This window comes from Phycicoccus jejuensis (assembly GCF_044797865.1).
In the GTDB taxonomy this organism is placed as follows: Bacteria; Actinomycetota; Actinomycetes; order Actinomycetales; family Dermatophilaceae; genus Phycicoccus; species Phycicoccus jejuensis.
Genome location: NZ_CP085209.1, coordinates 2,992,114 through 3,013,364, shown reverse-complemented (window position 1 = coordinate 3,013,364; position 21,251 = coordinate 2,992,114). Strand labels below are relative to the sequence as shown.

Annotated in this window: 20 protein-coding genes and 2 riboswitches; of the genes, 16 read left to right on the top strand and 4 right to left on the bottom strand. The window is 75.3% G+C overall.

The window, feature by feature from the left end:
- Nucleotides 1-52 precede the first annotated feature (52 nt).
- The 4 genes from LG324_RS14300 to rocD all read left to right on the top strand — a co-directional run bounded on the left by LG324_RS14300 (nucleotide 53) and on the right by rocD (nucleotide 3,598).
- Nucleotides 53-748 (top strand): SprT-like domain-containing protein, encoded by a 696-nt coding sequence (locus LG324_RS14300; protein WP_404348916.1) that lies wholly within the window; start codon nucleotides 53-55, stop codon nucleotides 746-748.
- Nucleotides 749-826: 78 nt separating this feature from the next.
- Nucleotides 827-1,816 (top strand): patatin-like phospholipase family protein, encoded by a 990-nt coding sequence (locus LG324_RS14295; RefSeq protein ID WP_404348914.1) that lies wholly within the window; start codon nucleotides 827-829, stop codon nucleotides 1,814-1,816.
- A gap of 104 nt (nucleotides 1,817-1,920) precedes the next feature.
- On the top strand, nucleotides 1,921-2,304 hold the full coding sequence (locus LG324_RS14290; RefSeq protein WP_404348912.1) for a hypothetical protein: 384 nt from the start codon (nucleotides 1,921-1,923) through the stop codon (nucleotides 2,302-2,304).
- 76 nt (nucleotides 2,305-2,380) lie between these two features.
- The gene (gene rocD, locus LG324_RS14285; protein WP_404348910.1) at nucleotides 2,381-3,598 is read left to right on the top strand and encodes an ornithine--oxo-acid transaminase; all 1,218 of its coding nucleotides are present in this window, start codon (nucleotides 2,381-2,383) and stop codon (nucleotides 3,596-3,598) included.
- Between the two features lie 25 nt (nucleotides 3,599-3,623).
- On the opposite strand, the gene LG324_RS14280 is transcribed toward rocD, so the two are convergent.
- Nucleotides 3,624-4,529 (bottom strand): alpha/beta fold hydrolase, encoded by a 906-nt coding sequence (locus LG324_RS14280; protein ID WP_404348908.1) that lies wholly within the window; start codon nucleotides 4,527-4,529, stop codon nucleotides 3,624-3,626.
- A gap of 81 nt (nucleotides 4,530-4,610) precedes the next feature.
- Here LG324_RS14280 and LG324_RS14275 point away from each other — a divergent pair, with 81 nt between their 5' ends.
- On the top strand, nucleotides 4,611-4,973 hold the full coding sequence (locus LG324_RS14275; RefSeq protein WP_030528129.1) for a hypothetical protein: 363 nt from the start codon (nucleotides 4,611-4,613) through the stop codon (nucleotides 4,971-4,973).
- Nucleotides 4,966-5,424 (top strand): hypothetical protein, encoded by a 459-nt coding sequence (locus LG324_RS14270; RefSeq protein WP_207021492.1) that lies wholly within the window; start codon nucleotides 4,966-4,968, stop codon nucleotides 5,422-5,424. The genes LG324_RS14275 and LG324_RS14270 overlap by 8 nt, the downstream gene beginning before the upstream one ends.
- 27 nt (nucleotides 5,425-5,451) lie before the next feature.
- Here LG324_RS14270 and LG324_RS14265 read toward each other — a convergent pair whose 3' ends face one another.
- On the bottom strand, nucleotides 5,452-5,886 hold the full coding sequence (locus LG324_RS14265; RefSeq protein WP_404348905.1) for a nitroreductase family deazaflavin-dependent oxidoreductase: 435 nt from the start codon (nucleotides 5,884-5,886) through the stop codon (nucleotides 5,452-5,454).
- Between the two features lie 13 nt (nucleotides 5,887-5,899).
- Nucleotides 5,900-6,949, bottom strand: coding sequence for an L-glyceraldehyde 3-phosphate reductase (mgrA, locus tag LG324_RS14260; protein WP_404348903.1), 1,050 nt, complete (start codon nucleotides 6,947-6,949; stop codon nucleotides 5,900-5,902).
- Nucleotides 6,950-7,032: 83 nt separating this feature from the next.
- Nucleotides 7,033-7,145, top strand: a riboswitch (SAM riboswitch).
- A gap of 80 nt (nucleotides 7,146-7,225) precedes the next feature.
- Here mgrA and LG324_RS14255 point away from each other — a divergent pair.
- From LG324_RS14255 to LG324_RS14235, 5 genes are all read left to right on the top strand, one after another.
- Nucleotides 7,226-8,593 (top strand): bifunctional o-acetylhomoserine/o-acetylserine sulfhydrylase, encoded by a 1,368-nt coding sequence (locus LG324_RS14255; RefSeq protein WP_051750423.1) that lies wholly within the window; start codon nucleotides 7,226-7,228, stop codon nucleotides 8,591-8,593.
- 72 nt (nucleotides 8,594-8,665) lie between these two features.
- Nucleotides 8,666-8,956 carry a hypothetical protein gene (locus tag LG324_RS14250; RefSeq protein WP_030528134.1) on the top strand — a complete coding sequence of 97 codons (291 nt, stop codon included), beginning with the start codon at nucleotides 8,666-8,668 and terminating at the stop codon, nucleotides 8,954-8,956.
- A complete protein-coding gene (locus tag LG324_RS14245) occupies nucleotides 8,956-10,128 on the top strand; it encodes a hypothetical protein (RefSeq protein WP_404348901.1) in 1,173 nt (390 codons plus the stop codon). Before LG324_RS14250 ends, LG324_RS14245 begins: the two co-directional genes overlap by 1 nt.
- 21 nt (nucleotides 10,129-10,149) lie before the next feature.
- The gene (gene hrpA / locus LG324_RS14240; RefSeq protein ID WP_404348899.1) at nucleotides 10,150-13,995 is read left to right on the top strand and encodes an ATP-dependent RNA helicase HrpA; all 3,846 of its coding nucleotides are present in this window, start codon (nucleotides 10,150-10,152) and stop codon (nucleotides 13,993-13,995) included.
- Nucleotides 13,996-14,080: 85 nt separating this feature from the next.
- Complete coding sequence (locus LG324_RS14235; RefSeq protein WP_404353152.1) at nucleotides 14,081-15,007, top strand: proteasome assembly chaperone family protein; 927 nt, start codon at nucleotides 14,081-14,083, stop codon at nucleotides 15,005-15,007.
- 17 nt (nucleotides 15,008-15,024) lie between these two features.
- Here LG324_RS14235 and LG324_RS14230 read toward each other — a convergent pair whose 3' ends face one another.
- Nucleotides 15,025-16,716 carry a DNA polymerase gene (locus tag LG324_RS14230; protein ID WP_404348897.1) on the bottom strand — a complete coding sequence of 564 codons (1,692 nt, stop codon included), beginning with the start codon at nucleotides 16,714-16,716 and terminating at the stop codon, nucleotides 15,025-15,027.
- Between the two features lie 139 nt (nucleotides 16,717-16,855).
- On the opposite strand from LG324_RS14230, the gene LG324_RS14225 reads away from it, so the two are divergent.
- The 5 genes from LG324_RS14225 to LG324_RS14205 all read left to right on the top strand — a co-directional run bounded on the left by LG324_RS14225 (nucleotide 16,856) and on the right by LG324_RS14205 (nucleotide 21,042).
- The gene (locus tag LG324_RS14225; protein WP_242525598.1) at nucleotides 16,856-17,593 is read left to right on the top strand and encodes an EcsC family protein; all 738 of its coding nucleotides are present in this window, start codon (nucleotides 16,856-16,858) and stop codon (nucleotides 17,591-17,593) included.
- A 32-nt stretch (nucleotides 17,594-17,625) separates the two neighbouring features.
- Nucleotides 17,626-17,997, top strand: a complete 372-nt coding sequence (locus LG324_RS14220; protein WP_030528140.1) for a YkvA family protein — start codon at nucleotides 17,626-17,628, stop codon at nucleotides 17,995-17,997.
- A gap of 130 nt (nucleotides 17,998-18,127) precedes the next feature.
- Nucleotides 18,128-19,252 carry a DUF4192 domain-containing protein gene (locus LG324_RS14215; RefSeq protein ID WP_404348894.1) on the top strand — a complete coding sequence of 375 codons (1,125 nt, stop codon included), beginning with the start codon at nucleotides 18,128-18,130 and terminating at the stop codon, nucleotides 19,250-19,252.
- 85 nt (nucleotides 19,253-19,337) lie between these two features.
- Nucleotides 19,338-19,449, top strand: a riboswitch (SAM riboswitch).
- 16 nt (nucleotides 19,450-19,465) lie between these two features.
- Nucleotides 19,466-20,623: a homoserine O-acetyltransferase gene (locus LG324_RS14210; RefSeq protein ID WP_404348891.1), complete on the top strand. Its 1,158-nt coding sequence runs from the start codon at nucleotides 19,466-19,468 to the stop codon at nucleotides 20,621-20,623.
- A 29-nt stretch (nucleotides 20,624-20,652) separates the two neighbouring features.
- Nucleotides 20,653-21,042, top strand: coding sequence for a universal stress protein (locus LG324_RS14205; RefSeq protein ID WP_030528143.1), 390 nt, complete (start codon nucleotides 20,653-20,655; stop codon nucleotides 21,040-21,042).
- Nucleotides 21,043-21,251: the final 209 nt, after the last annotated feature.

Sequence of the window (21,251 nt, the reverse complement as noted above, 5' to 3'; positions counted from 1 at the left end):
GTCGGTGGCGCTGCCTAGGCTCGTCCCGACGAGATCGACCGAGGAGGTGGCGATGGACCTGCAGCAGGCGCTGGCGATGGGGCGGCGGCTCGTCCGCGAGCACGGCCTGGACGGCTGGACCGTCGTCGCCGACCGCGCGAAGACGCGGGCCGGGGTGTGCCGCTTCGCCCGTCGGCAGATCGGCATCAGCGCGCCCCTCACCCGGCTGCACTCGGAGGAGGAGGTGCGCGACACGCTGCTCCACGAGATCGCGCACGCGCTCGTCGGGCCGCAGCACGGGCACGACGAGGTGTGGCGCGCGACCGCCGTGCGCATCGGCTGCTCGGGGGAGCGGTGCGTCCCCGCCGACGCGCCGCGCGTCCCGGGTGACTGGGTCGGGCGCTGCCCGGCCGGCCACGAGCGCAGCCGCCACCGGGCCCCGACCCGCGTGATGTCCTGCGGTCGCTGCTCGCGCACCTTCGACGCGGCCCACCTCTTCACGTGGACCCACCGCGGCCGGCCGGCCTCGATGCCCCCGCGGTACGCGGCCGAGCTCGCCGAGCTGCGCCGGGCCTCGCTCGCGCCCCGGGTGGTCGCCGAGCCGCCGCGGGTCGGGGACGAGGTCGAGGTCTCGACCGGGCCCTGGGCCGGGCTGGTCGGCGAGGTCGAGCTGGTCGGGGCGGTGCGCTGCCAGGTGAGGGTCGGCGACGAGCTCGTCGGTCTCCCCCTCGACGCCGTGCGCAGGCTGCGGTCCGGACAGGTCGCCTGACCTCAGGATTCGTCCGGTGACGACCTTCACGGCGGGCGGAGGTGGTCCGGCCGGGGGCGACCACCGACAATAGACGGCGTGAGCACCCACGAGGACGCGAGCGGGCCTGCCCCGGTCCCGGGACCGGGCCCGGACCCCGTCGCGGACGACACGACCCGGCCGGCCCTCGAGGGGACGCACCGGGTCGCCGACCCGACGACCGGGGGCTTCGAGGAGTGGACGCCTCCGGACGACGGCGTCGAGCGTGCGCTCGTCCTCGCCGGCGGCGGCGCCACCGGCATCGCGTGGGAGGCCGGCATCGTCCTCGGCCTGCGTGACGGCGGCGTCGACGTCCGCACCGCCGACACGATGGTCGGCACGTCGGCCGGGTCGATCGTCGCGGCGCACCTGCGCCTCGGCACCGACGAGGACAGCGCGTTCGACCGCATCCGGGAGGGCGCTCCGCTGACGAGCTACGGTCGTCTCGGGCCGGCGGACGCCGGACGCTACGTCCGCTCCACCCTGAGCACCGACCGCCGCGGCGGCCGGGCCGTCGTCGCCCGGGCCGCGCTCGAGGCCGCCACCCCGACCGAGGAGGAGTGGCTCGGGACCGTCGGGCTGGGCCTCGTCGGCCAGGACTGGCCGGAGGGCCGGCTGCTCGTCACCGCGGTCGACGCCGAGACCGGCACCTCGGTCGTCTTCGACGGCCGCGGGGGAGTGCCGCTGGAGCGGGCGGTCGCCGCGAGCTGCGCCGTGCCCGGCGTGTTCCCGGCCGTCGAGGTCGCTGGACGGCGCTACGTCGACGGCGGTCTGCGCAGCATCGCGAACGTCGACCTCGCGCGTGGGCACCGGCGCATCCTCGTCCTCTCGCCGTACCCGGTCGGCCCGCACCTTCGCGACCTCCCGCGGATGCAGCTGCGCGCCCTCAAGGCCGAGAGCCGCACCGCGATCGTCGTCCCCGACGCCCGTGACCTCTGGGCGATGGGCGCCAACCCGCTGGACATGACGCGCGGCGCCGAGACCTTCGAGGCGGCCCGCGCCCACGGGGCCCGCATCGCCCCGCGGATCGCCGAGGTCTGGGACGCCTGAGCGCGGCACGGCGGACGCGCGAGGTATCAGCGCGGCCCCCGCGCGCCTCCTGACCGGCGAGGGGCGACCGACCCCGGGTCGCCCACCACGCCCCGGAGACCGCCATGCCCACGATCCGCTCCGTCCCGTTGCTCCCCGTCCCCGACTCGTGGCCGCTGCCGGTCGTCGCGCTCGCCGCGATGGCCGTGCTCGCCGGCCTCGACCTGCTCGGGGCGGTCGCGGCCAAGCACTGGGCCGAGGACGGCAGCGCCGTCGCGCTCGTCGGCGGTGTGCTCGCCTTCGTCGTCCTCTTCTGGGTCTACGCCTCGTCGCTGCGCGACGCCGAGCTCGCGGTCGTGACGATGGGCTGGATCGTCCTGCTCCAGGTCGGCATCCTCCTCGTCGACCGGCTGCACTTCGGCACCTCGCTGCCCGCGGACAAGCTCGCCGCCGTCGTCGTCGCGCTGGCCGCCTCGGTCTACCTCGTCGTCGCGCCCGGGACGGTGTGAGCCCGCCGACGTCCGCGCCCGCCTCCCGGCCCCCACCCGGCGGCGTCGCTAGGGTCGGGGTGAAGGAGGTTCGACGATGACGTCAGACCGCACCCCGCTCGACTCGGGCGCGCACATCGCCCTCACCGAGCGCTACGCCGCGCACAACTACCACCCGCTGCCCGTCGTGCTGGCCCACGGCGAGGGGGCCTGGGTGACCGACGTGGAGGGCCGGCGCTACCTCGACTGCCTGGCCGGCTACTCGGCGCTCAACTTCGGCCACGGCCACCCCCGGCTGCGGGCCCGCGCCCACGCCCAGCTCGACCGGCTCACGCTGACCAGCCGGGCCTTCCTCAACGACCGGCTCGGGCCGTTCGCACAGGAGCTCGCGGCGCTGACCGGTCACGAGGTCGTCCTGCCGATGAACACCGGCGCCGAGGCCGTCGAGACCGCGATCAAGGTCGCGCGCAAGTGGGGCTACCGGGTCAAGGGCGTCCCCGAGGACACCGCGAGCATCGTCGTCATGGAGGGCAACTTCCACGGACGCACCACGACCATCGTCAGCTTCTCGGACGACAAGGTCGCGCGCGACGAGTACGGCCCCTACACACCGGGGTTCCGCACGGTGCGGTACGGCGACGTCGACGCCCTGCGCGCGGCCGTCGACGACACGACGGTCGCGGTCCTCCTCGAGCCCATCCAGGGCGAGGGCGGCGTCGTCATCCCGCCGGAGGGGTACCTGCGCGCGGTTCGCGAGGTCTGTGACACCGCCGGCGCCCTCATGGTGGCCGACGAGGTCCAGTCCGGCCTCGCACGCACCGGTCGCACCTTCGCGTGCGAGCACGAGGACGTCCGTCCCGACGTCTACGTCCTCGGCAAGGCGCTCGGCGGCGGCCTCTACCCGGTGTCCGCGATCACCGCCGACCACGCCGTGCTCGACGTCGTCACCCCCGGCTCGCACGGCTCGACCTTCGGCGGCAACCCGATGGGCGCGGCGATCGGGCACGAGGTCTGCCTCATGCTCGCCGAGGGGGAGTTCCAGTCGCGCGCAACCCGGCTGGGTGCGGTCCTGGAGGAGGGCCTGCGCCCGTTCGTCGGCCGGGGCCTCGACGGCCTGCGGGTGCGCGGCCTGTGGGCCGGGCTCGACGTCTCGCCGGGCGGCCCCTCCGGGCGCGAGCTGTGCGAGCGGCTGCTGGCCCGCGGCGTCCTCGCCAAGGATACGCACGGCTCGACCATCCGCCTGGCGCCGCCGCTCGTCGTCACCGAGGACGAGGTGCAGCTGCTCGTCGACGCCGTCGGCGCCTCCCTCGGCTGACCGGGCCGACAGCACAGACCCGGGCTCAGGAGCCGGCGCGCACCTCGGCCGCCCGGGCCGCGTTCTGCGCGATGGCGTCGACGATCTCGACCCGGCGGGAGCGCGGCAGGTCGTGCCCCATGTCGGGGAACATGAGCAGCCGCGAGCCCGGCACGGCCTGCGCGGTCGCGATGCCGCCGCTCGGCTGCACGAGGCGGTCGGCGAGGCCGTGGACGACGAGCGTCGGCACGTCGACCTCGCGCAGGCGCTCGGTGCGGTCGGGGCTGTCGAGGATGGCCAGCAGCTGGCGGACCGTGCCGATCGGGCTCACGCTGCGCCGCACCGCGGCCCGCACCTGCGCCGTCATCTCCTCCTCGTCGAAGAGCGGCCCTGCGATGACCCGCCAGCCCTCGACCCCGAGGCGCACCGCCTCCTCCTCGTCGGTCGGCCGCGGCTGCGTGAACGACATCGCCATCGTCGGCAGCAGCCGCGGGTGGACGCGCCCGTGCCGGCGGCTGCCGGTGTTGGACATGATCGAGGTGAGGCTGAGGACCCGTTCGGGGTGGTCGATCGTCAGCTGCTGCGCGATCATCCCGCCCATCGAGGCGCCGACGACGTGCGCCGCGGCGATGCCGAGGTGGTCGAGCAGCGCGGCCGCGTCGTCGGCCATGTCGGCGAGCAGGTAGTCGGCCCCGCCCGAGCCCGGGCGCAGGAAGCTGCGGACGACCGCCGAGCGCGCCGGCGGCGGGCCCGGGGTGAAGCTCGACAGGCCGATGTCGCGGTTGTCGTGCCGCACGACCCGGAAGCCGCGCGTCACCAGGCCGTCGACGAGGTCCTGCGGCCAGCCCACGAGCTGCGTCCCCAGACCCATGACGAGGAGCATCGGCACCCCGTCGTCGGGCCCGTCGACCTCGTAGGCGATCTCCACGTCACCGAGCTGCGCCGTTGCCATGTCCGCAGTGTCGCACCCCGACCGGGGCGTCGGCACGGGCACCCGCGCCGTCGTGGACGGCGGCCCGTCTAGCATGAGCCGGTGATCGCAGCGCTGACGTACGTCGTCGTGGGCCTCTCGGTGGTCCTCTGCGGCGCGGCGGTCGTCTACGCCGTCCGGGACCGCCTCATCGACGACCTGCTCCTCGGGATCGCGGGGCTGCTCGAGCTCGCGCTGCTCGTCGTGCTCGTCGGCGGGCTCGTCGGCAGCGGGCACGTCACCGACTCGGCCGAGCGGGCGACGTTCATCGCCTACCTCGTGAGCCTTCCGGTGATCCCGCCGGGCACGGCGTTCCTCGCCATCAAGGAGAAGTCCCGCTGGGCCATGGGCTCGATCGCGGTCGGCGCGTTCGCCGTCGGCGTCATGTCCGCCCGGCTCGCCCAGATCTGGATGTCCTATGACTGACCCCGCCCCGCGCGACCGCCGGGCCCTCGGCGGCCCCGGCGTGCTGCTCGTCGTCGTCTACGGCGTGCTGGCGCTCGCCGCCACCGGGCGCTCGGTGCTCCAGATCTCGGAGTACTTCGACCGCGCCCCGCTGGCCTACGTCCTGTCGGCGCTGGCGGCCGTCGTCTACCTGCTCGCGACGTGGTGCCTCGCCCGCGGCGGTCGCTGGGTGCGCGTCGGCATCGTCGCGTGCGCGGTCGAGCTCGCGGGGGTGCTCCTCGTCGGCCTGGCGTCCTACCTCGACCCCTCGGCCTTCCCCGACAAGACCGTCTGGTCGCACTTCGGCCAGGGCTACGGGTTCGTGCCGCTCGTCCTGCCGGTGCTCGGCCTGCTGTGGTTCCGCCGCGTCGAGCGCGGCGCCCGGGCCGACGCGGCCGCCCACGAGCAGGACGTCGCCCCGACCTCCGACTGAGCCGGTGGCCGGGGCGACGTCGGCGCCTCAGGCGTCCTTGCGCTCCAGCAGCAGGACGGGGATGAGGCGGTCGGTCTTGGTCTGGTACTCCGCGTACGGCGGGTAGGCGGCGACGCAGCGCTCCCACCACTCCTCGCGCTCGGCGCCGTCGATCTCGCGGGCCACGGCCTCCCAGGACTCGGTGCCGTCCTGGAGGGTGAGGTTCGGGTCGGCGAGGAGGTTGCCGTACCAGACGGGGTGCTCCGGCGCGCCGCCCTTGCTCGCGACGGCGGCGTACGTGCCGTCGTGCTCGACGCGCATCAGCGGGACCTTGCGCAGCGCTCCGGTCTTGCGGCCGCGCATCGTCAGCATGACGACCGGGCGGTCCATCACGCTGACCGAACGGGTGTCGCCGGTCTCGTCGATCTTCTCGACCTGCTCGCGCACCCAGTCGGAGGGGGAGGGGATGTAGTCGTCGCTCATGTCGTCTCTCAACTCACTTGTCGCTCGAGGTCTTCCAGAGGTTGATGCCCGTGTCCTGGGCGTGCTTGTCGATCTTCGCGAGCTCGTCCTTCGTGAAGCGCAGCTTCTTGACGGCGTCGAGGCTGTCGTCGAGCTGCTCGACCGAGCTCGCGCCGACGAGCACCGACGTGACGCGCGGGTCGCGCAGCGCCCACGCGAGGGCCATCTGCGCGAGGGTCTGGCCGCGGGTCTTCGCCAGCCGGTCCAGGGCGCGGATGTGCTTGAGCGCGGTGTCGGTGAGCAGCGCCGGGTCGAGCGACTTGCCCTGCGCCGCACGCGAACCCTCGGGGATGCCCTTGAGGTACTTGTTCGTCAGCATCCCCTGGGCCAGCGGGGAGAAGGCGATGCAGCCGACGCCGGTCTCGCCGAGGGCGTCCAGCAGCCCCTCCTCCTCGATCCAGCGGTTGAGCATCGAGTACGACGGCTGGTGGATGAGCAGCGGCGTGCCCATCGCGCGGAGGATCTCGACGGCCTCGCGGGTGCGCTGCGCCGAGTAGGACGAGATGCCCACGTAGAGCGCCTTGCCGGCACGCACGAGGGAGTCCAGCGCCCCGCAGGTCTCCTCGAGCGGGGTCGTCTCGTCGAAGCGGTGGCTGTAGAAGATGTCGAAGTGGTCCAGGCCGGTGCGCCGCAGCGACTGGTCGGCCGAGGCGGTGACGTACTTCCGCGAGCCGCCGCCCTGGCCGTAGGGGCCGGGCCACATGTCGTAGCCCGCCTTGGAGCTGATGACGAGCTCGTCGCGGTAGGGGCGGAAGTCGCGGGCGAAGAGGGTCCCGAAGTTGCGCTCGGCACTGCCGTAGGGCGGGCCGTAGTTGTTCGCGAGGTCGAAGTGGGTGACGCCCCGGTCGAACGCGCGCCGCAGGATCGCCTGCTGGCGCTCCAGCGGCACGTCGTCGCCGAAGTTGTGCCAGAGGCCCAGCGAGATCGCGGGGAGGTCGAGGCCGGAGCGGCCGGTGCGTCGGTAGGGCATCCCGGCGCGGTAGCGGCCCGCGGCGGCCTTGTACTCGTCGGCGTGGAAGGTCATGGGGTCATCCTGCCCCGTTCGCGGGGTGAGACGGGCGGGGGAGGGGGCTGACCGCGGGCCGGCCCGTGCGTATCCTGACGGCAGGTCATGAGCGCCAGCGCCAAGCCCCGGCTCGCTGGCCGGCAACCCTCCTCCGCGGTGGGGTGCCCCGGGTGAGGACCAGGCGTGCGGCACCCGTCGCGCGCAAGCGCGGGAGCCCCTGGGCACCCCGCCGAGCACACGTCCGCGTGCGCCCGGCCCGCCGGTCGGTCGCACCCACGAGTCAGGAGCGAACCGATGACCGACCCGTCCCAGTGGGGTTTCGAGACCCGCCAGGTGCACGCCGGCCAACAGCCCGACAGCGCCACCGGCGCCCGGGCCCTGCCGATCTACCAGACGACGTCGTACGTCTTCAACGACACCGCGCACGCCGAGAACCTCTTCGCGCTGCGCGAGTTCGGCAACATCTACACGCGCATCATGAACCCGACGCAGGACGCCGTCGAGCAGCGCATCGCGGCGCTCGAGGGCGGGGTCGGGGCGCTGCTCGTGGCGTCCGGGCAGGCCGCGACGACGCTCGGCCTGCTCAACATCGCCGAGGCCGGTGACCACATCGTCTCCAGCGCGGCGCTCTACGGCGGCACGGTCAACCTGCTGAAGTTCACCTTCCGCAAGCTCGGCATCGACGTCACCTTCGTCGAGGACCACACCGACCCGCAGGCCTGGCGCGACGCGGTGCGCCCCAACACCAAGGCGTTCTTCGGCGAGACCATCGCCAACCCCAAGGCCGAGGTCCTCGACATCGAGGCCGTCGCCGCGGTCGCCCACGAGGTCGGCGTGCCGCTGGTCGTCGACAACACCATCGCGACGCCGTACGTCATCCGGCCGCTGGAGTGGGGCGCCGACGTCGTCATCCACTCGGCGACGAAGTACCTCGGCGGGCACGGCACGTCCATCGCCGGCGTCATCGTCGACGGCGGCACCTTCGACTACACGACGGACCCGGAGCGCTTCCCCAACTACAACACCCCGGACGAGAGCTACCACGGGCTGCGCTTCGGCCCGGACCTCGGCGTCGGCAGCCCCTTCGGCGCGAACCTCTCGTACATCCTCAAGGCGCGAGTGCAGCTGCTGCGCGACCTCGGCGCCGCGGTCTCGCCGTTCAACGCCTTCCTCATCGGGCAGGGCATCGAGACCCTCAGCCTGCGCCTGGAGCGCCACCTCGAGAACGCCCGCCGGGTCGCCGAGCACCTGGAGCAGCACCCCCAGGTCGAGTCGGTGCGGTGGGCCTCGCTCGACAGCAGCCCGGGGAAGGCGCTCGCGGACAAGTACGCGCCGCTGGGCGCCGGGGCGGTGCTCGCGTTCGAGATCCGCGGTGGCATCGAGGCCGGGCGCCGCTTCGTCGAGGGCCTGTCGCTGCACAGCCACGTCGCGAACATGGGCGACGTGCGCTCGCTCGCCATCCACCCGGCGTCGACAACGCACAGCCAGGGCGGGGACGAGGACCGGCTGGCCGCCGGTGTCACGCCCGGTCTCGTGCGCCTCGCGGTGGGCATCGAGTCGGTCGCCGACATCCTCGCCGACCTCGACGCCGGCTTCGCCGCGGCGGCCGGTGACGGCTCCGGGGACGCGGCGCCCGAGCTCGTCGGCGCTACGCAGGGCTGAGCGACCCTCCCGCCCGCCGGGGCCTGTGGACAACCCGGCGGGCGGGACGCCGCCCCCGCCTAGCGTCGGGGCATGACGACGTACCGGGTGGATGCACCGAGCGTGCTGGAGGTGGGGGAGCGCCTGCTCGACCTCGCCGAGTCGCTCACGCTCATGGGGGACCCCGCGGCGGACCGATGGGCGTTCGGGCCCGGCTGCAGCGGCGCCGCGCTCGAGGATCTGCTCGGCGGGTGGCGGCACGCGCGGCTGCGGATGGCGGACGCGCTGACCGTCCTCGGCGAGGCGGCCGGGACGGCGGGGGGCGCCTACCTCGACCTCGAGGCGGGGGTCTCGCGCGGCCTGCGGGGTGGCCCGACGTGGTGATGTCGCTGGGTCCGGTCGAGGGGTCGGCGGAGGGGGTGCGGGCGGTCGCCTCGGCGTGCGACGCGACCGGTCGGCGGCTCGCCGACACGGCGGCCGACCTCGCCCGGCTGCGCGACGGAGCGGTCTGGGACGGGCCCGCCGGCGAGGCCTTCGGCGCCCGGATCGAGACGGCGCCGGCCGTGCTCGAGCGCGCGGCCCACCGCTACCTCGGGGCGGTGGCCCCGCTGCGCGCCTATGCGACGGTGCTCGAGGAGGAGCAGGCGGTGGTGCAGCACGCGGTCACCGCGCACGGCGACGCGTGGGACGCCCATCGGCTCCTCGAGGAGCGCGCCGTCGCCCTCGTCGGGGCCGGAGCGACCGAGGTGGACCCCGTCCTGCTCGCGGTCCGTCGGGCGCAGCAGGACGAGATGGCCACCGTCCTGCGCGCCGAGTGCACGCACGCGGCGGCCCTGGACCGGCTGCGTTCCGCCGACGCCCGCTGCGCCGGCGTCCTCGGGGCGCTCGCCGACGACGACATCGGCGACTCGGCGCTCTACCGCGCGCTGCGGCAGGCGAGCTCGGTCGGCCACGGTGTCGGGATGCTCGCCGCGCTGCCGACGCGGTTCGCGCCGCCGCTGGCGGCCGCCGGGGTGGTCGGCGAGGGCGTCGGGACGCTCGCCGACGGGGTGCTGCTCGTCGGGTACGACGAGGGGAGCGCGCGGGACGTGGGGGTCGCGGCCGGCGCGTGGGTCCTCGGCGTCGCCGGGCAGTCGTTCACCACGGCGGCGAAGGTCGGGACGGTCGTGGGCCCGGACGGCGTGGCCGTGGCCAGGACACTGGGCACCCAGGAGCGCATCCTCATGGGGGCGGGCCAGACGGCGCGGACCCGGCTGCAGGACGCCCGGGTCCGGCTCATGCTGGCGCCTCCCACCGTCGCCCACGCGGCACCGTCCGCGCCGGTGGTCGTCGGGGGAGCCGCGGCGCGGCTGCGGGCCGCCGGTGTCCGGGTGGTCCGGGCGAAGGTGGCCGCCGCGGGACGCGAGCTGCGGCTCGTGCGGGCGGGCGGGGCCCGGACGGTCGGGCTCTACACCGCCGGGGTGAGCCTGCACGCGACCCGGAAGGCCCTGCCGCACGTCGTCCCGCAGGAGCGCGGACCCCAGCGGCAGGGGACGTCCGGTCGGAGCCCGCGGTGAGGGCGACCTATCCTGTCGGGCATGCCCGCCCGCACCGAGACCGCGCTCGAGGCGGTCGCCGCGGCGGAGCTGCACTACCCCGAGCACCTGCCCGTCGTCGCCGCGCGCGAGGAGATCCTCGCGGCCCTGCGTGACCACCAGGTCGTCGTCATCGCCGGCGAGACCGGGTCGGGCAAGACGACCCAGCTCCCGAAGATGTGCCTCGAGCTCGGCCGCGGGGCGGGGGGCCGCCAGGTCGGGCACACCCAGCCGCGGCGGATCGCGGCCCGGTCGGTCGCGGAGCGCATCGCCGAGGAGATGGAGGTCGAGCTCGGCGGGCCCGTCGGCTACCAGGTGCGCTTCGGCGACCACAGCAGCGACGCGACGCGGGTCAAGGTGATGACCGACGGCATCCTGCTCAGCGAGATGCAGCGCGACCGCGACCTGCGCCGGTACGACACGATCATCATCGACGAGGCGCACGAGCGCAGCCTCAACATCGACTTCATCCTCGGCTACCTCAAGCAGCTGCTGCCGCGGCGCCCCGACCTCAAGGTCGTCGTCACCTCGGCGACGATCGACCCCGAGCGCTTCGCCCGGCACTTCGGCACCGACGAGCGCGGCGAGGTCGTCCGCGAGGTGCCGGTGCTCGAGGTGTCCGGGCGCACCTACCCCGTCGAGGTCCGCTACCGTCCGCTCGTCGAGACGACCCCGGACGGCACGCACGTCGTCGAGGAGCGCGACCAGGTGACCGGGGTCGTGCAGGCCGTCGAGGAGCTGTGGACCGAGGCGCCGCCCGCCCCGGACGCGACCGACATCCTCGTGTTCTTCTCGGGGGAGCGCGAGATCCGCGACGCCGCCGACGCGTTGAACGCCCTGAAGCTGCCGGGCACCGAGGTGCTGCCCCTGTTCGCCCGGCTGTCGTCGGCCGAGCAGCACCGGGTCTTCCGCCGCGGCGGAGGGCGCCGGATCGTCCTCGCCACCAACGTCGCCGAGACCTCGCTCACGGTGCCCGGCATCGGCTACGTCGTCGACACCGGCACCGCCCGCATCTCCCGCTACAGCCAGCGCACCAAGGTGCAGCGGCTGCCGATCGAGCCGGTCAGCCGGGCCAGCGCCGCCCAGCGGGCGGGCCGCTGCGGCCGCGTCGCGCCCGGCGTCTGCATCCGTCTGTACTCCGAGGAGGACTTCGAGGCGCGCGACGAGTTCACCGAGCCCGAGATCCAGCGCACCTCGCTCGCGGCCGTCATCCTCCAGATGACCTCGCTCGGCCTCGGCGACGTCGCGCGCTTCCCGTTCGTCGACCCGCCGGACGCCCGCCAGGTCGCCGACGGCGTGCGCCTGCTCGAGGAGCTCGGGGCGTTCTCCACCGACGAGCGCGGCCCCGGTCGCCACCGCGGGCGCGCCCGCCGGCTCACGGCCACCGGCCGCACCCTCGCCCGGATGCCCCTCGACCCGCGGCTGGCCCGGATGGTCGTCGAGGCCGGCCGGCTCGGCTGCACCCGCGAGGTGCTCGTGCTCGTCGCCGCCCTGTCGATCCAGGACCCGCGCGAGCGGCCGGTCGACAAGGAGGCGCAGGCCGACCAGCAGCACGCGCGCTTCAAGGACGAGCGCTCCGACTTCGCCGCGCTGCTCAACCTCTGGACCTACCTCAAGACGAAGCAGAAGGAGCTCTCGCACAGCGCGTTCCGGCGGATGTGCAAGAACGAGTACCTGCACTACCTGCGCATCCGCGAGTGGCAGGACCTGCACGCCCAGCTCCGGCGCGCGACCCGGCAGGCCCGCATCGACCCCGAGCTCGCGACCGCCGCCAAGGGCGAGGACCCCGACTGGGACACCGTGCACAGGGCGCTGCTCGCCGGCCTGCTCTCGCACGTGGGGGTGCGCGACGAGGTCAAGCGCGAGTACCTCGGCGCCCGCGGAGCCCGGTTCGGCATCAGCCCCGGCTCGACCCTCTTCCGCCGCAAGCCCGAGTACGTCATGGCCGCCGAGCTCGTCGAGACCTCGCGGCTGTGGGCGCGGACCGTCGCCACCATCGACCCCGAGTGGGCCGAGGAGGCCGGCAGGCACGTCGTCACGCGCACGGTCAGCGAGCCGCGCTGGAGCCGCAAGGCCGGCGCCGCCGTCGCGACCGAGCGCGTGACGCTGTTCGGGGTGCCGCTCGTCACCGACCGCACCGTCCAGTACGCCCGGATCGACCCCGAGGCCGCACGCGAGATCTTCGTGCGGTCGGCGTTCGTCGAGGGCGACTGGGAGCCGGTGCACGACTTCTGGAAGCGCAACCAACGCACCCTCGCCCGCGTCGCCGAGCTCGAGGAGCGGGCGCGCCGCCGCGACATCGTCGTCGACGACGAGATCGTCTTCGCGTTCTACGACAGCCGGATCCCGCCGGACGTCGTCACCGAGCGGCACTTCGACCGCTGGTGGCGCGGCGAGCGTCGCCGCCGCCCCGACCTGCTCGACCTCACCGAGGACGTGCTCACCTCCGACGCGGGGGAGTCGGTGTCGGCGAGCGACTACCCGCGCACCTGGCGCCAGGGCGACCTCGCGCTCGACGTCACCTACCAGTTCGCGCCCGGGCAGGCCGCCGACGGCGTCACCGTGCACGTCCCGGTCGCCGTCCTCAACCGGGTCACGGCCGACGGGTTCGACTGGCAGGTGCCCGGGCTGCGCGACGAGCTGGCGGTCGCGCTCGTCCGCTCGCTGCCGAAGGCGACCCGCGTGCACTTCGTCCCGGCGCCCGACCACGCCGCCGCGGCGCTGCGCGAGATGGACCCCGCGCGCGGCTCGATGGTCGAGGAGCTGGCGCGGGTCCTGTTCGAGCGCACCCGGGTCCGCGTCGACCCGGCCGAGTTCGACCTCGCCCGCGTGCCCGACCACCTGCGCGTCACCTTCTCGGTCGAGCGCCCGGGCGGCCGCGTCGTCGCCGTGGGCAAGGACCTCGACGCGCTGCGCGAGCAGGCCGGGGGAGCGGTGCGCGAGGGGATGGCCCGCGCCGGCGCCTCGATCGAGCGCACCGGCCTCACGACGTGGGACGTCGGCACCATCCCCGAGACCTTCGAGGGGCGCGCCGGGCGGCTGACCGTCGTCGGCTTTCCCGCGCTTGTCGACGAAGAGGCCTCCGTCGGGCTGCGCGTCCTCCCCGACGCCGGCTCCGCCGCGGCGGCTCACCGCGCGGGCGTCCGGCGCCTGCTGCTGCTCAACACGACGGCCCCGTGGAAGCGGGTGCTCGGCCGGCTCGGCAACGCCCAGAAGCTCGCGCTCGCCGACAACCCGCACGGGTCGGTCCCCGCGCTGCTCCAGGACTGCCTCGACGCCGCCGTCGACGACCTCGTCGCCGAGCACGTCCGCGGACCGGTCCGCACCCCGGAGGCGTTCGAGGCGGCGCTCGCGGCCGTCCGGACCCACGCGGCGACCCGCGTCCTCGCCGTCGTCGAGGCGGTCGAGCCGGTGCTCGTCCTCGCCGCGCAGGTGCGTCGCACGCTCGACGCGCTCGCCGCGGGCGGTGCCTCCACCGCCACCCGGGCAGCGCGCGCCGACGTCCGGGCCCAGCTCGACGGGCTGGTCCGCCCGGGGTTCGTCGCCGCGACCGGGGTCGCCCGCCTCGCCGACCTCCAGCGCTACCTGCGGGCCGCCCAGCACCGCCTCGAGCGCGCCGCCGGCAACGCGCGCGAGCCGGTGCTCCAGGAGCAGGTCGACGCGGTCGAGTCCGCCTACGCCGACCTCCTCGAGTCGCTGCCCGCCGCCCGCCGCGCCGCCCCCGAGGTCACCGACATCGGGTGGATGGTCGAGGAGCTGCGGGTCAGCCTCTTCGCGCAGAGCCTCGGCACGAAGGGCTCGGTCTCCGAGAAGCGCGTGCGCCGGGCCATCGCCGCCGTCACGGAGTGACCCGCCGGGCGGCGGCGGGGGAATCCGTCGCCCCGGCCGGACGTTCCACCCTCACGACGCACCACCGTGAAAGGCTTCTCCCGTGATGGACCCGTCCGCCCTGTACCGCCTCGAGACCGCTGTCGACGCCCCCCGCCCGGGCGTCCTGCTCGTGCTGCTCGGCGGCTTCGTCGACGCCGGGCAGGTCCAGGAGACCCTCGGCTCGCACCTCCTCGAGACCGGTGACCCCGAGGTCGTCGCCTCCTTCGACGTCGACCAGCTCCTCGACTACCGCGGCCGCCGTCCGATGATGGTCTTCGACACCAGCCGCTGGCTCGAGTACGACGACCCGGCGATGCTCCTGCACCGGCTCACCGACCGCGACGGGCAGACCTACTACGTGCTGACCGGGCCCGAGCCCGACTACCAGTGGGAGCGCACCGTCGAGGCCATCAGCGAGCTCATCGCGATGCTCGGGGTCTCCCTCGTCGTCACGACGCACGGCATCCCGATGGGTGTGCCGCACACCCGTCCGGTCGGGATGACCGCGCACGCCACCGACGACGCGCTGATCGGCGAGGCCCGCTCGCCCTTCGGGCGGGTCCAGGTGCCGGCGTCCATCGGCGCCCTCCTCGAGCTGCGCCTCGGCGAGGCCGGCCAGGACGCGCTCGGGTTCGCGGTGCACGTGCCGCACTACCTCGCGACCGCCGAGTGGGCCGAGGGCGCGCTCGCCGCGCTCAACGCCATCACCGACGCGACCGGCCTCAACCTCCCGAACGACGAGCTCGTCGAGCGAGCCCGGGTCAACCAGCAGGCCATCGCCGCCGAGGTCGCCAACAGCGACGAGGCGCGCCAGGTCATCACCGCCCTCGAGCAGCAGTACGACGCCTTCGTCGAGGGCCAGGAGCGCCCGAGCCTGCTCGCGACCGAGACCTCGCAGATCCCGTCCGCCGACGAGCTCGGCGCCGAGTTCGAGGACTTCCTGCGCTCGGTGTCGGACGACGAGGACGACCCGCAGGGCCCCACGGCCTGACCGCCCGGCCGGCGGCCTCAGTCCTTGGCCTCCGACCAGCGCCGCACCACGGAGGTGTCGGCGACGAAGCGCACCGGCGCCCCGCCCGACCACCGGCGCGCGGCGTCGGTGAGTGCGTCGTCGACCCGACGGGAGGCTTCCCCGGCCGCCGCCTCGGGCACGTGGAGCAGCAGCTCGTCGTGGAGGCACAGGACCACGCTCGCCCCGAGGTCGCGTACGGAGGCGCGGACCGTGGCCGCCCACGCCTTGAAGAGCTCGGCGGCCGAGCCCTGGATGACGGCGTTGCGCGCGAAGCGACCCCGCGCCGCGTCGACCTGCGGGTCCGCGCCCGGCGGCCGGCCGGCCACGAACCGGGCCGTCGGCACCAGCCGCCCGCCGTACGTGCGCAGCGGGGCGGCCCGGCGCCCGGCGTCGTAGGCGCGGTCGAGCATCCCCATGGCCACCGGGTAGGCGGCCTCGAGGCCCTTGAGCGCCTCGCCGGCCGCGCCGCTGCGCTGCCCGTACATCGCCGCGAGCACCGCGATCTTCGCGACGGCCCGCTCGGAGCCCAGCCGCTGGGCGACCGGGGCGTAGAGGTCGTCCGCCCGGGTGGCCGCCGCGAACGCGGTGTCGCCGCTGACGACCGCGAGCACCCGGGGCTCGACCTGCCCGAGGTCGGCGCGGACGAGGACGTGGCCCGGGTGGGCGGCGACCCCCGGGCGCAGCGCGGCCGGGAGGTTGTGCAGGCCGTTCTCGGCCGTCATCCGGCCGGCCGCGCCGTCGCAGGCGGTCCACCGGCCGCGCAGCCGGTCGTCGGGCCCGACGTGCGTGTCGAGCCAGCGGTAGCCGTACGTGGTGGCGATGCGCTCGTCCCGCCGCCACGCGAGCAGCGCCTCGACGACCGGATGGACCTCGCGGTAGGCCTCGAGGACCCACTTGCGGGTGCTCGGCACGTCGACGCCGACGCCCGCGAGCATCTCCTTGACGGCCACCGGGTTGCGCAGGTCGGTGCCCTCGCGGCCCGGCACGTGGCGCAGGACGGTGGCGTCGCGGGCCCGGCGCGCCGCGACGCCGTCCGCGTCGCCGACGGTGCGCGGCCCGGCCGCGCCGGCGACGAGGCCCTCCGTCGTCGCGCGGTCGAGCGGGAGGCCGTCGCGCTCGAGCTCGAGGCAGAGCAGGGCCGCGGCGGACTCGGAGGCCGTCGTCGCGGCCAGCCGGGCCGAGACCGAGGCCATCTGGTCCAGCTGGAGGCGTGCCGTGTCGAGCGCGGCGTGCGCCCACGCGGCGAGGTGGCCGGGCTCCTCGAGCCAGCGCTCGTGGTCGGCGCGCAGGTGGCCCGCGGTGTCGACGAGCACGTCGTCCGCCGGCAGGTCGGCGGCGCCGACGAGGTCGAACAGGTCGCCCCCGGGCGGCGCGGGGACGGAGTCGGCGGACAGCCCGTGGGCAGCGGCCCAGACGAGCGCGGGGGAGGCGTCCCACCCGCCGTGGAGGAGCCGGTGGGCCTCGGCGAGGTCCCAGGCGCGGGCCAGGTGCACGCGGGCCGCGACGACGCCGGTCGCGGCCTCCCGGGCCGACCACCACACCCACCGGGGGTGGTGCTCCGCCTCGAGCCGGCCGACGACCTCGGGGGCCTGCGCGGCCGGGACCGTGACGACGCGGTCGCGATGGAGCACGGCGACCGCGCGACCGCCCGTGCCCGCCACGAGCACCGCCACCTCGCCCGTCAGCATGGCGCCGAGCGTACGGGCCGACACCGTCACCGATGACGGGGACCGGGACGCCGCTGGTCAGCGGCCTGCGTGGCAGGATGACGACAGCCGGACACGCGCGGACCCGACGGTCCGCCCCGGGGCACCAGGAGGACCACGCGTGGGACTGCTCGACCGAGGCCGCACCACCAAGGACGCCGTGAGCGACACCCGCTCCGCGCTCGAGCGCGCCAACGACCCGAAGGCCGACGACGGTGTCGTCGGGCGCCAGGCGGTCCGCGTCGTCGACCAGATCCTCGACGTCGGCATCGACGGCCGCGGCCCCTTCGACTCCGCGGCGAAGACCGCCGACGCCGCGCTGCGCTCGGCCGGCGGCGACGTCGAGAAGGCGGTCGACGGCATCGTCCGGTCGCACCTGAGGCTGGCCGGCGCCGAGGGCTTCGTCACCGGCCTCGGCGGCTTCGTCACGCTGCCGATCGCCCTGCCCGCCAACGTCGTCGCGTACTACGCCCTCGCCACGCGGATGACCGCGGCCATCGCCCGCGTGCGTGGCCACGACATCGCGCAGCCGCAGGTGCGGGCCGCGGTGCTGCTGACCCTCGCGGGCGCCGACGCCGACGACCTCCTCGCCAAGGCCGGGGTCGCCGCCCCCGTCGGCGGCTTCGCCAACCTCGCCGCCCAGCGCCTGCCCGGCCCGGCCGCGATGGTCGTCAAGAAGGGCGTGTTCTTCAAGCTCGTCGCGAGCTCGGGCAAGGGTGTGCTCTCGCGCTTCGGCCGTGGCGTCCCTGTGGTCGGCGGCGTCGTCGGCGCGGGGGTCGACGTCGTCCTGCTCCGCCGCCTCGCCAGCGACGCCAAGCGCGAGTTCCCGGCGGTCGCCGGGCGCATCGGCCCGGCCTGACCCCGCGACCCCAGCGACCCCAGGAGGAACCCATGGCCAAGGCCCGCACCCTCGCTTACGTCGGCGCCCTCGGGCGCGCCATCCGCCTCGCGACGAAGGACGGCGGCCCCTCGCTCGGGGAGCGCGCCTCCGCCGTCCCGCGGATGGTGACCGCGATCCGCTCCGGCGAGTACACCGGCACCTCGATGGGCAAGCTCGGCCTCGTCGCGGCCGGCGCCGCGTACGTCGTCTCGCCCGTCGACCTGCTGCCCGAGGCGGTCCTCGGCGTGCTCGGCCTCGCCGACGACGCGATGGTGCTCGGCTGGGTCGCGACGACGCTCGTCGAGGAGACCGAGAAGTTCCTCGAGTGGGAGCGCGAGACCGGTCGCGGCCCGCAGACGGTGCCGGGGGACGTCGTCCGCTGACGCGGTGACCGGCACGGTCCCCTGAGCGGCACGGGGCCGGTCGTCCACAGGCGGGGCCGCGGAGGTCCGTCGTCCACAGATCGCCGGCGGCCCCTGTCGCACCGGCCTCCCGCGGCGGCAGCGTGGTCGCATGAGCGACACCACGACCGTCCACGGGCCCGACGAGCTGCTCGCCGTCCTGCCCTACCAGCTCGGCTACCACCCGACGCGCAGCGTCGTGGCGGTCGCCCTCGACCACCGGCGCCGGGTCCACTTCGTCGCCCGGGTCGACCTCCCACCCGAGGACCACGTCGGGGACACGGTCGAGGCCGTCCTCGGGCCGCTGCGGCGGGAGCTCGCGGGGCCGGTCCTCCTCGTCGGCTACGAGGACGAGGCGCACGCCTGCGACCCCCTGCTGCTCGCGCTCCTCGAGGCCCTCGAGTCGCACGGCGCCGAGGTGGCCGACGTCGCGGTCGTGCGCGGGGGACGGCGGTACTCGCCGGTCTGCGAGCGGGCCTGCTGCCCGCGCGAGGGCGTGGTGCTGCCGGCCCCGCACGCGGTGCCGGCGGTGGCCGAGCTGGTCGCCCGCGGCCTCGCGCCCCTGCCCGACCGTGCCGCGGTCGACGGCCTCGTCGCCCCCGACGCGGAGCGCGCGTCGGCGGTCGGGGCCTGGCTCCCGCTCCCGGCGCTCGACCGCCGGTCCCGCCGGGGGAGCGCCCGCGTGCGGCGCGAGGCGGTGCGGGCCTGGGCGCTCGTGCTCGCCCGGCCGGACGCGGTCGGCCGTCCCCGCCTCGAGCCCCCGCCGGAGGTCCTGGCGCGGGCGGTCGAGGGACTGCGCGACATCGGCCTGCGCGACGCGCTGATCGCCTGGGTCGCACCGGGGGTGGTGCCCCGGGGCCTGCTCGACGCGGTGGTGGTCGCCCTGCTCGAGCGGCACCTGCCGCGCTGGGCGGGGATGGGGTCGTGGGTCCACGTCCCGCGGGGGACCGAGGGCCGTCACGAGCTGCTCGAGCGCCTGCTGGCGCTCGCCCGTGCGGTCCCCGACGACCGGCCGGACGACGCGGCGGCGGTGTGCACGACGGCGGCGCAGCTCGCCTGGCAGCTCGGCGACGGCGCCGTGGCGCGCGCCGCCCTGGAGCGGGCCCTGCGGGTGGAGCCGGGCTACCGCCTCGCGCAGCTCCTCTCCGGGGTCGTCGAGCACGGGCTGCGCCCCGAGACCCTGACGCGGGCCGGTGGGGACGCGACGGTCGCCGGACGGCTCGGGCGGGCCGGGTGAGCGCGCACCGGGCCGGTGGAGGAGCGGTGTTCGGCTGTCGGACGAACACCGGTACCCGTCGGCGCCTCCCGGTACCATCGGGGCAGGTCATGAGTCCCAGTGCCAAACCCCGGTTTGCTGGGCGGCAACCCTCCTCGCGGTGGGGTGCCCCGGGTGATGACCCGGCCGCGGCACAGCCCCCGCGGCAAGCGCGAGTGCCGAGGAGTCCCATCGATGACTGCCACCCCGACCCGGTCGACGGGCGCCGTGTGGCGTCCCGGCGACCCCGTCGGCGACCGTCGCTTCGCGGCGGTCGGCGACCTGCCGCTCGAGCGAGGGGGCGTCCTGCCCGGGGTGACCCTCGCCTACGAGACGTGGGGGACCCTGTCGCCGGAGGGTGACAACGCCGTCCTCGTCGAGCACGCGCTGACGGGCGACAGCCACGTCGTCGGTCCGTCCGGGCCGGGGCACCCCACCGAGGGCTGGTGGCCGGGGCTCGTCGGTCCCGGGGCGCCGCTCGACACCGACCGCTGGTTCGTCGTGGCGGCCAACGTCGTCGGCGGCTGCCAGGGGAGCACCGGCCCCTCCTCGACGGCACCGGACGGGCGAGCCTGGGGCGGCCGCTTCCCGTTCCTCACGATCCGTGACCAGGTCGCGGCGGAGGCGGCCCTGGCCGACCACCTCGGCATCGACGCCTGGGCCCTCGTGCTCGGCGGCTCGATGGGCGGGATGCGGGCACTGGAGTGGGCGACCTCGTTCCCCGCCCGGGTACGGCGTGCCCTGGTCCTCGCCTCGACCGCCGCGGCCACCGCCGACCAGGTGGCGTGGTGCCAGCCGCAGCTGCTCGCCATCCGCCACGACCCGGACTACCAGGACGGCGACTACTACGACACCGGACGCGCGCCGGTCACCGGGCTCGGCATCGCCCGGCGCATCGCGCACACGACCTACCGGCACGGGAGCGAGCTCGACGCGCGGTTCGGCCGTCGGCCGCGGGCCGGGGAGGACCCGCTCGGCGGCGGCGGGCGCTACGACGTCGAGAGCTACCTCGACCACCACGCGACCAAGCTGGCGCGCCGGTTCGACGCCAACAGCTACCTCGTGCTGTCGGAGGCCATGAACAGCCACGACGTCGGTCGTGGGCGCGGTGGCGTCGCGGCCGCCCTGCGCGCGTTCCCGGGCCTGCTCCACGTCGCCGGCGTCTGCACCGACCGCCTCTACCCGGTGCGCCTGTCGGAGGACATCGTGCGGGCCCGGCCGGGCACCCGGTCGAGCACGATCGAGTCCGACCAGGGTCACGACGGCTTCCTCACGGAGGTCGCGCAGGTCGGGGCGCTCATCCGCGCCGTGCTTGCGGCTGAACCCGACGCGCCCTGCGGTACGGTCGACTGACTGACCGCAGCAGCGCCGAGGAGGACATCGTGACGATCGTCGTTGGCTTCGTCCCGACGAAGGAGGGGCGGGCCGCTCTGGCTCGCGCGGTCGAGGAGGCGAAGGGGCGGGGGAGCCGACTCGTCGTCATCAACTCCCACCGGGGAGGCCTCGACGACGAGACCGCGCGCTCCGCCGAGGAGGAGCTGCGCCGGGCCACCGACGAGATCAAGGCCGCCGGCGCCGAGATGGAGGTGCGTCAGCTCGTGCGGGGCAACGAGCCCGCCGAGGACCTCATCGCGGTCGCGAACGAGACCGGCGCCGACCTCATCGTCATCGGCCTGCGGCGCCGCACGCCCGTCGGCAAGCTGATCCTCGGCTCCAACGCGCAGCGCATCCTGCTCGACGCGCCGTGCGCGGTGCTCGCCGTCAAGGGCTGAGCCGGCCCGGTTCCGCTGTGCTGCAGCGCCCCGACGGGCGCTGTGGCAGTGCGTCGTGCCGGCGTGCGACCGGGTGGATGTGGGCGAAGCGGTCGAGCAAAGTTATAATGGTAGAGCGCACCGGGCCGGATGGGGTCGAACCGATCAGCCGGAGCGCCACTCCCCGGACCCTCACCACCGCAGCACCGGCTCCTTCGTGTCCCGGTCCA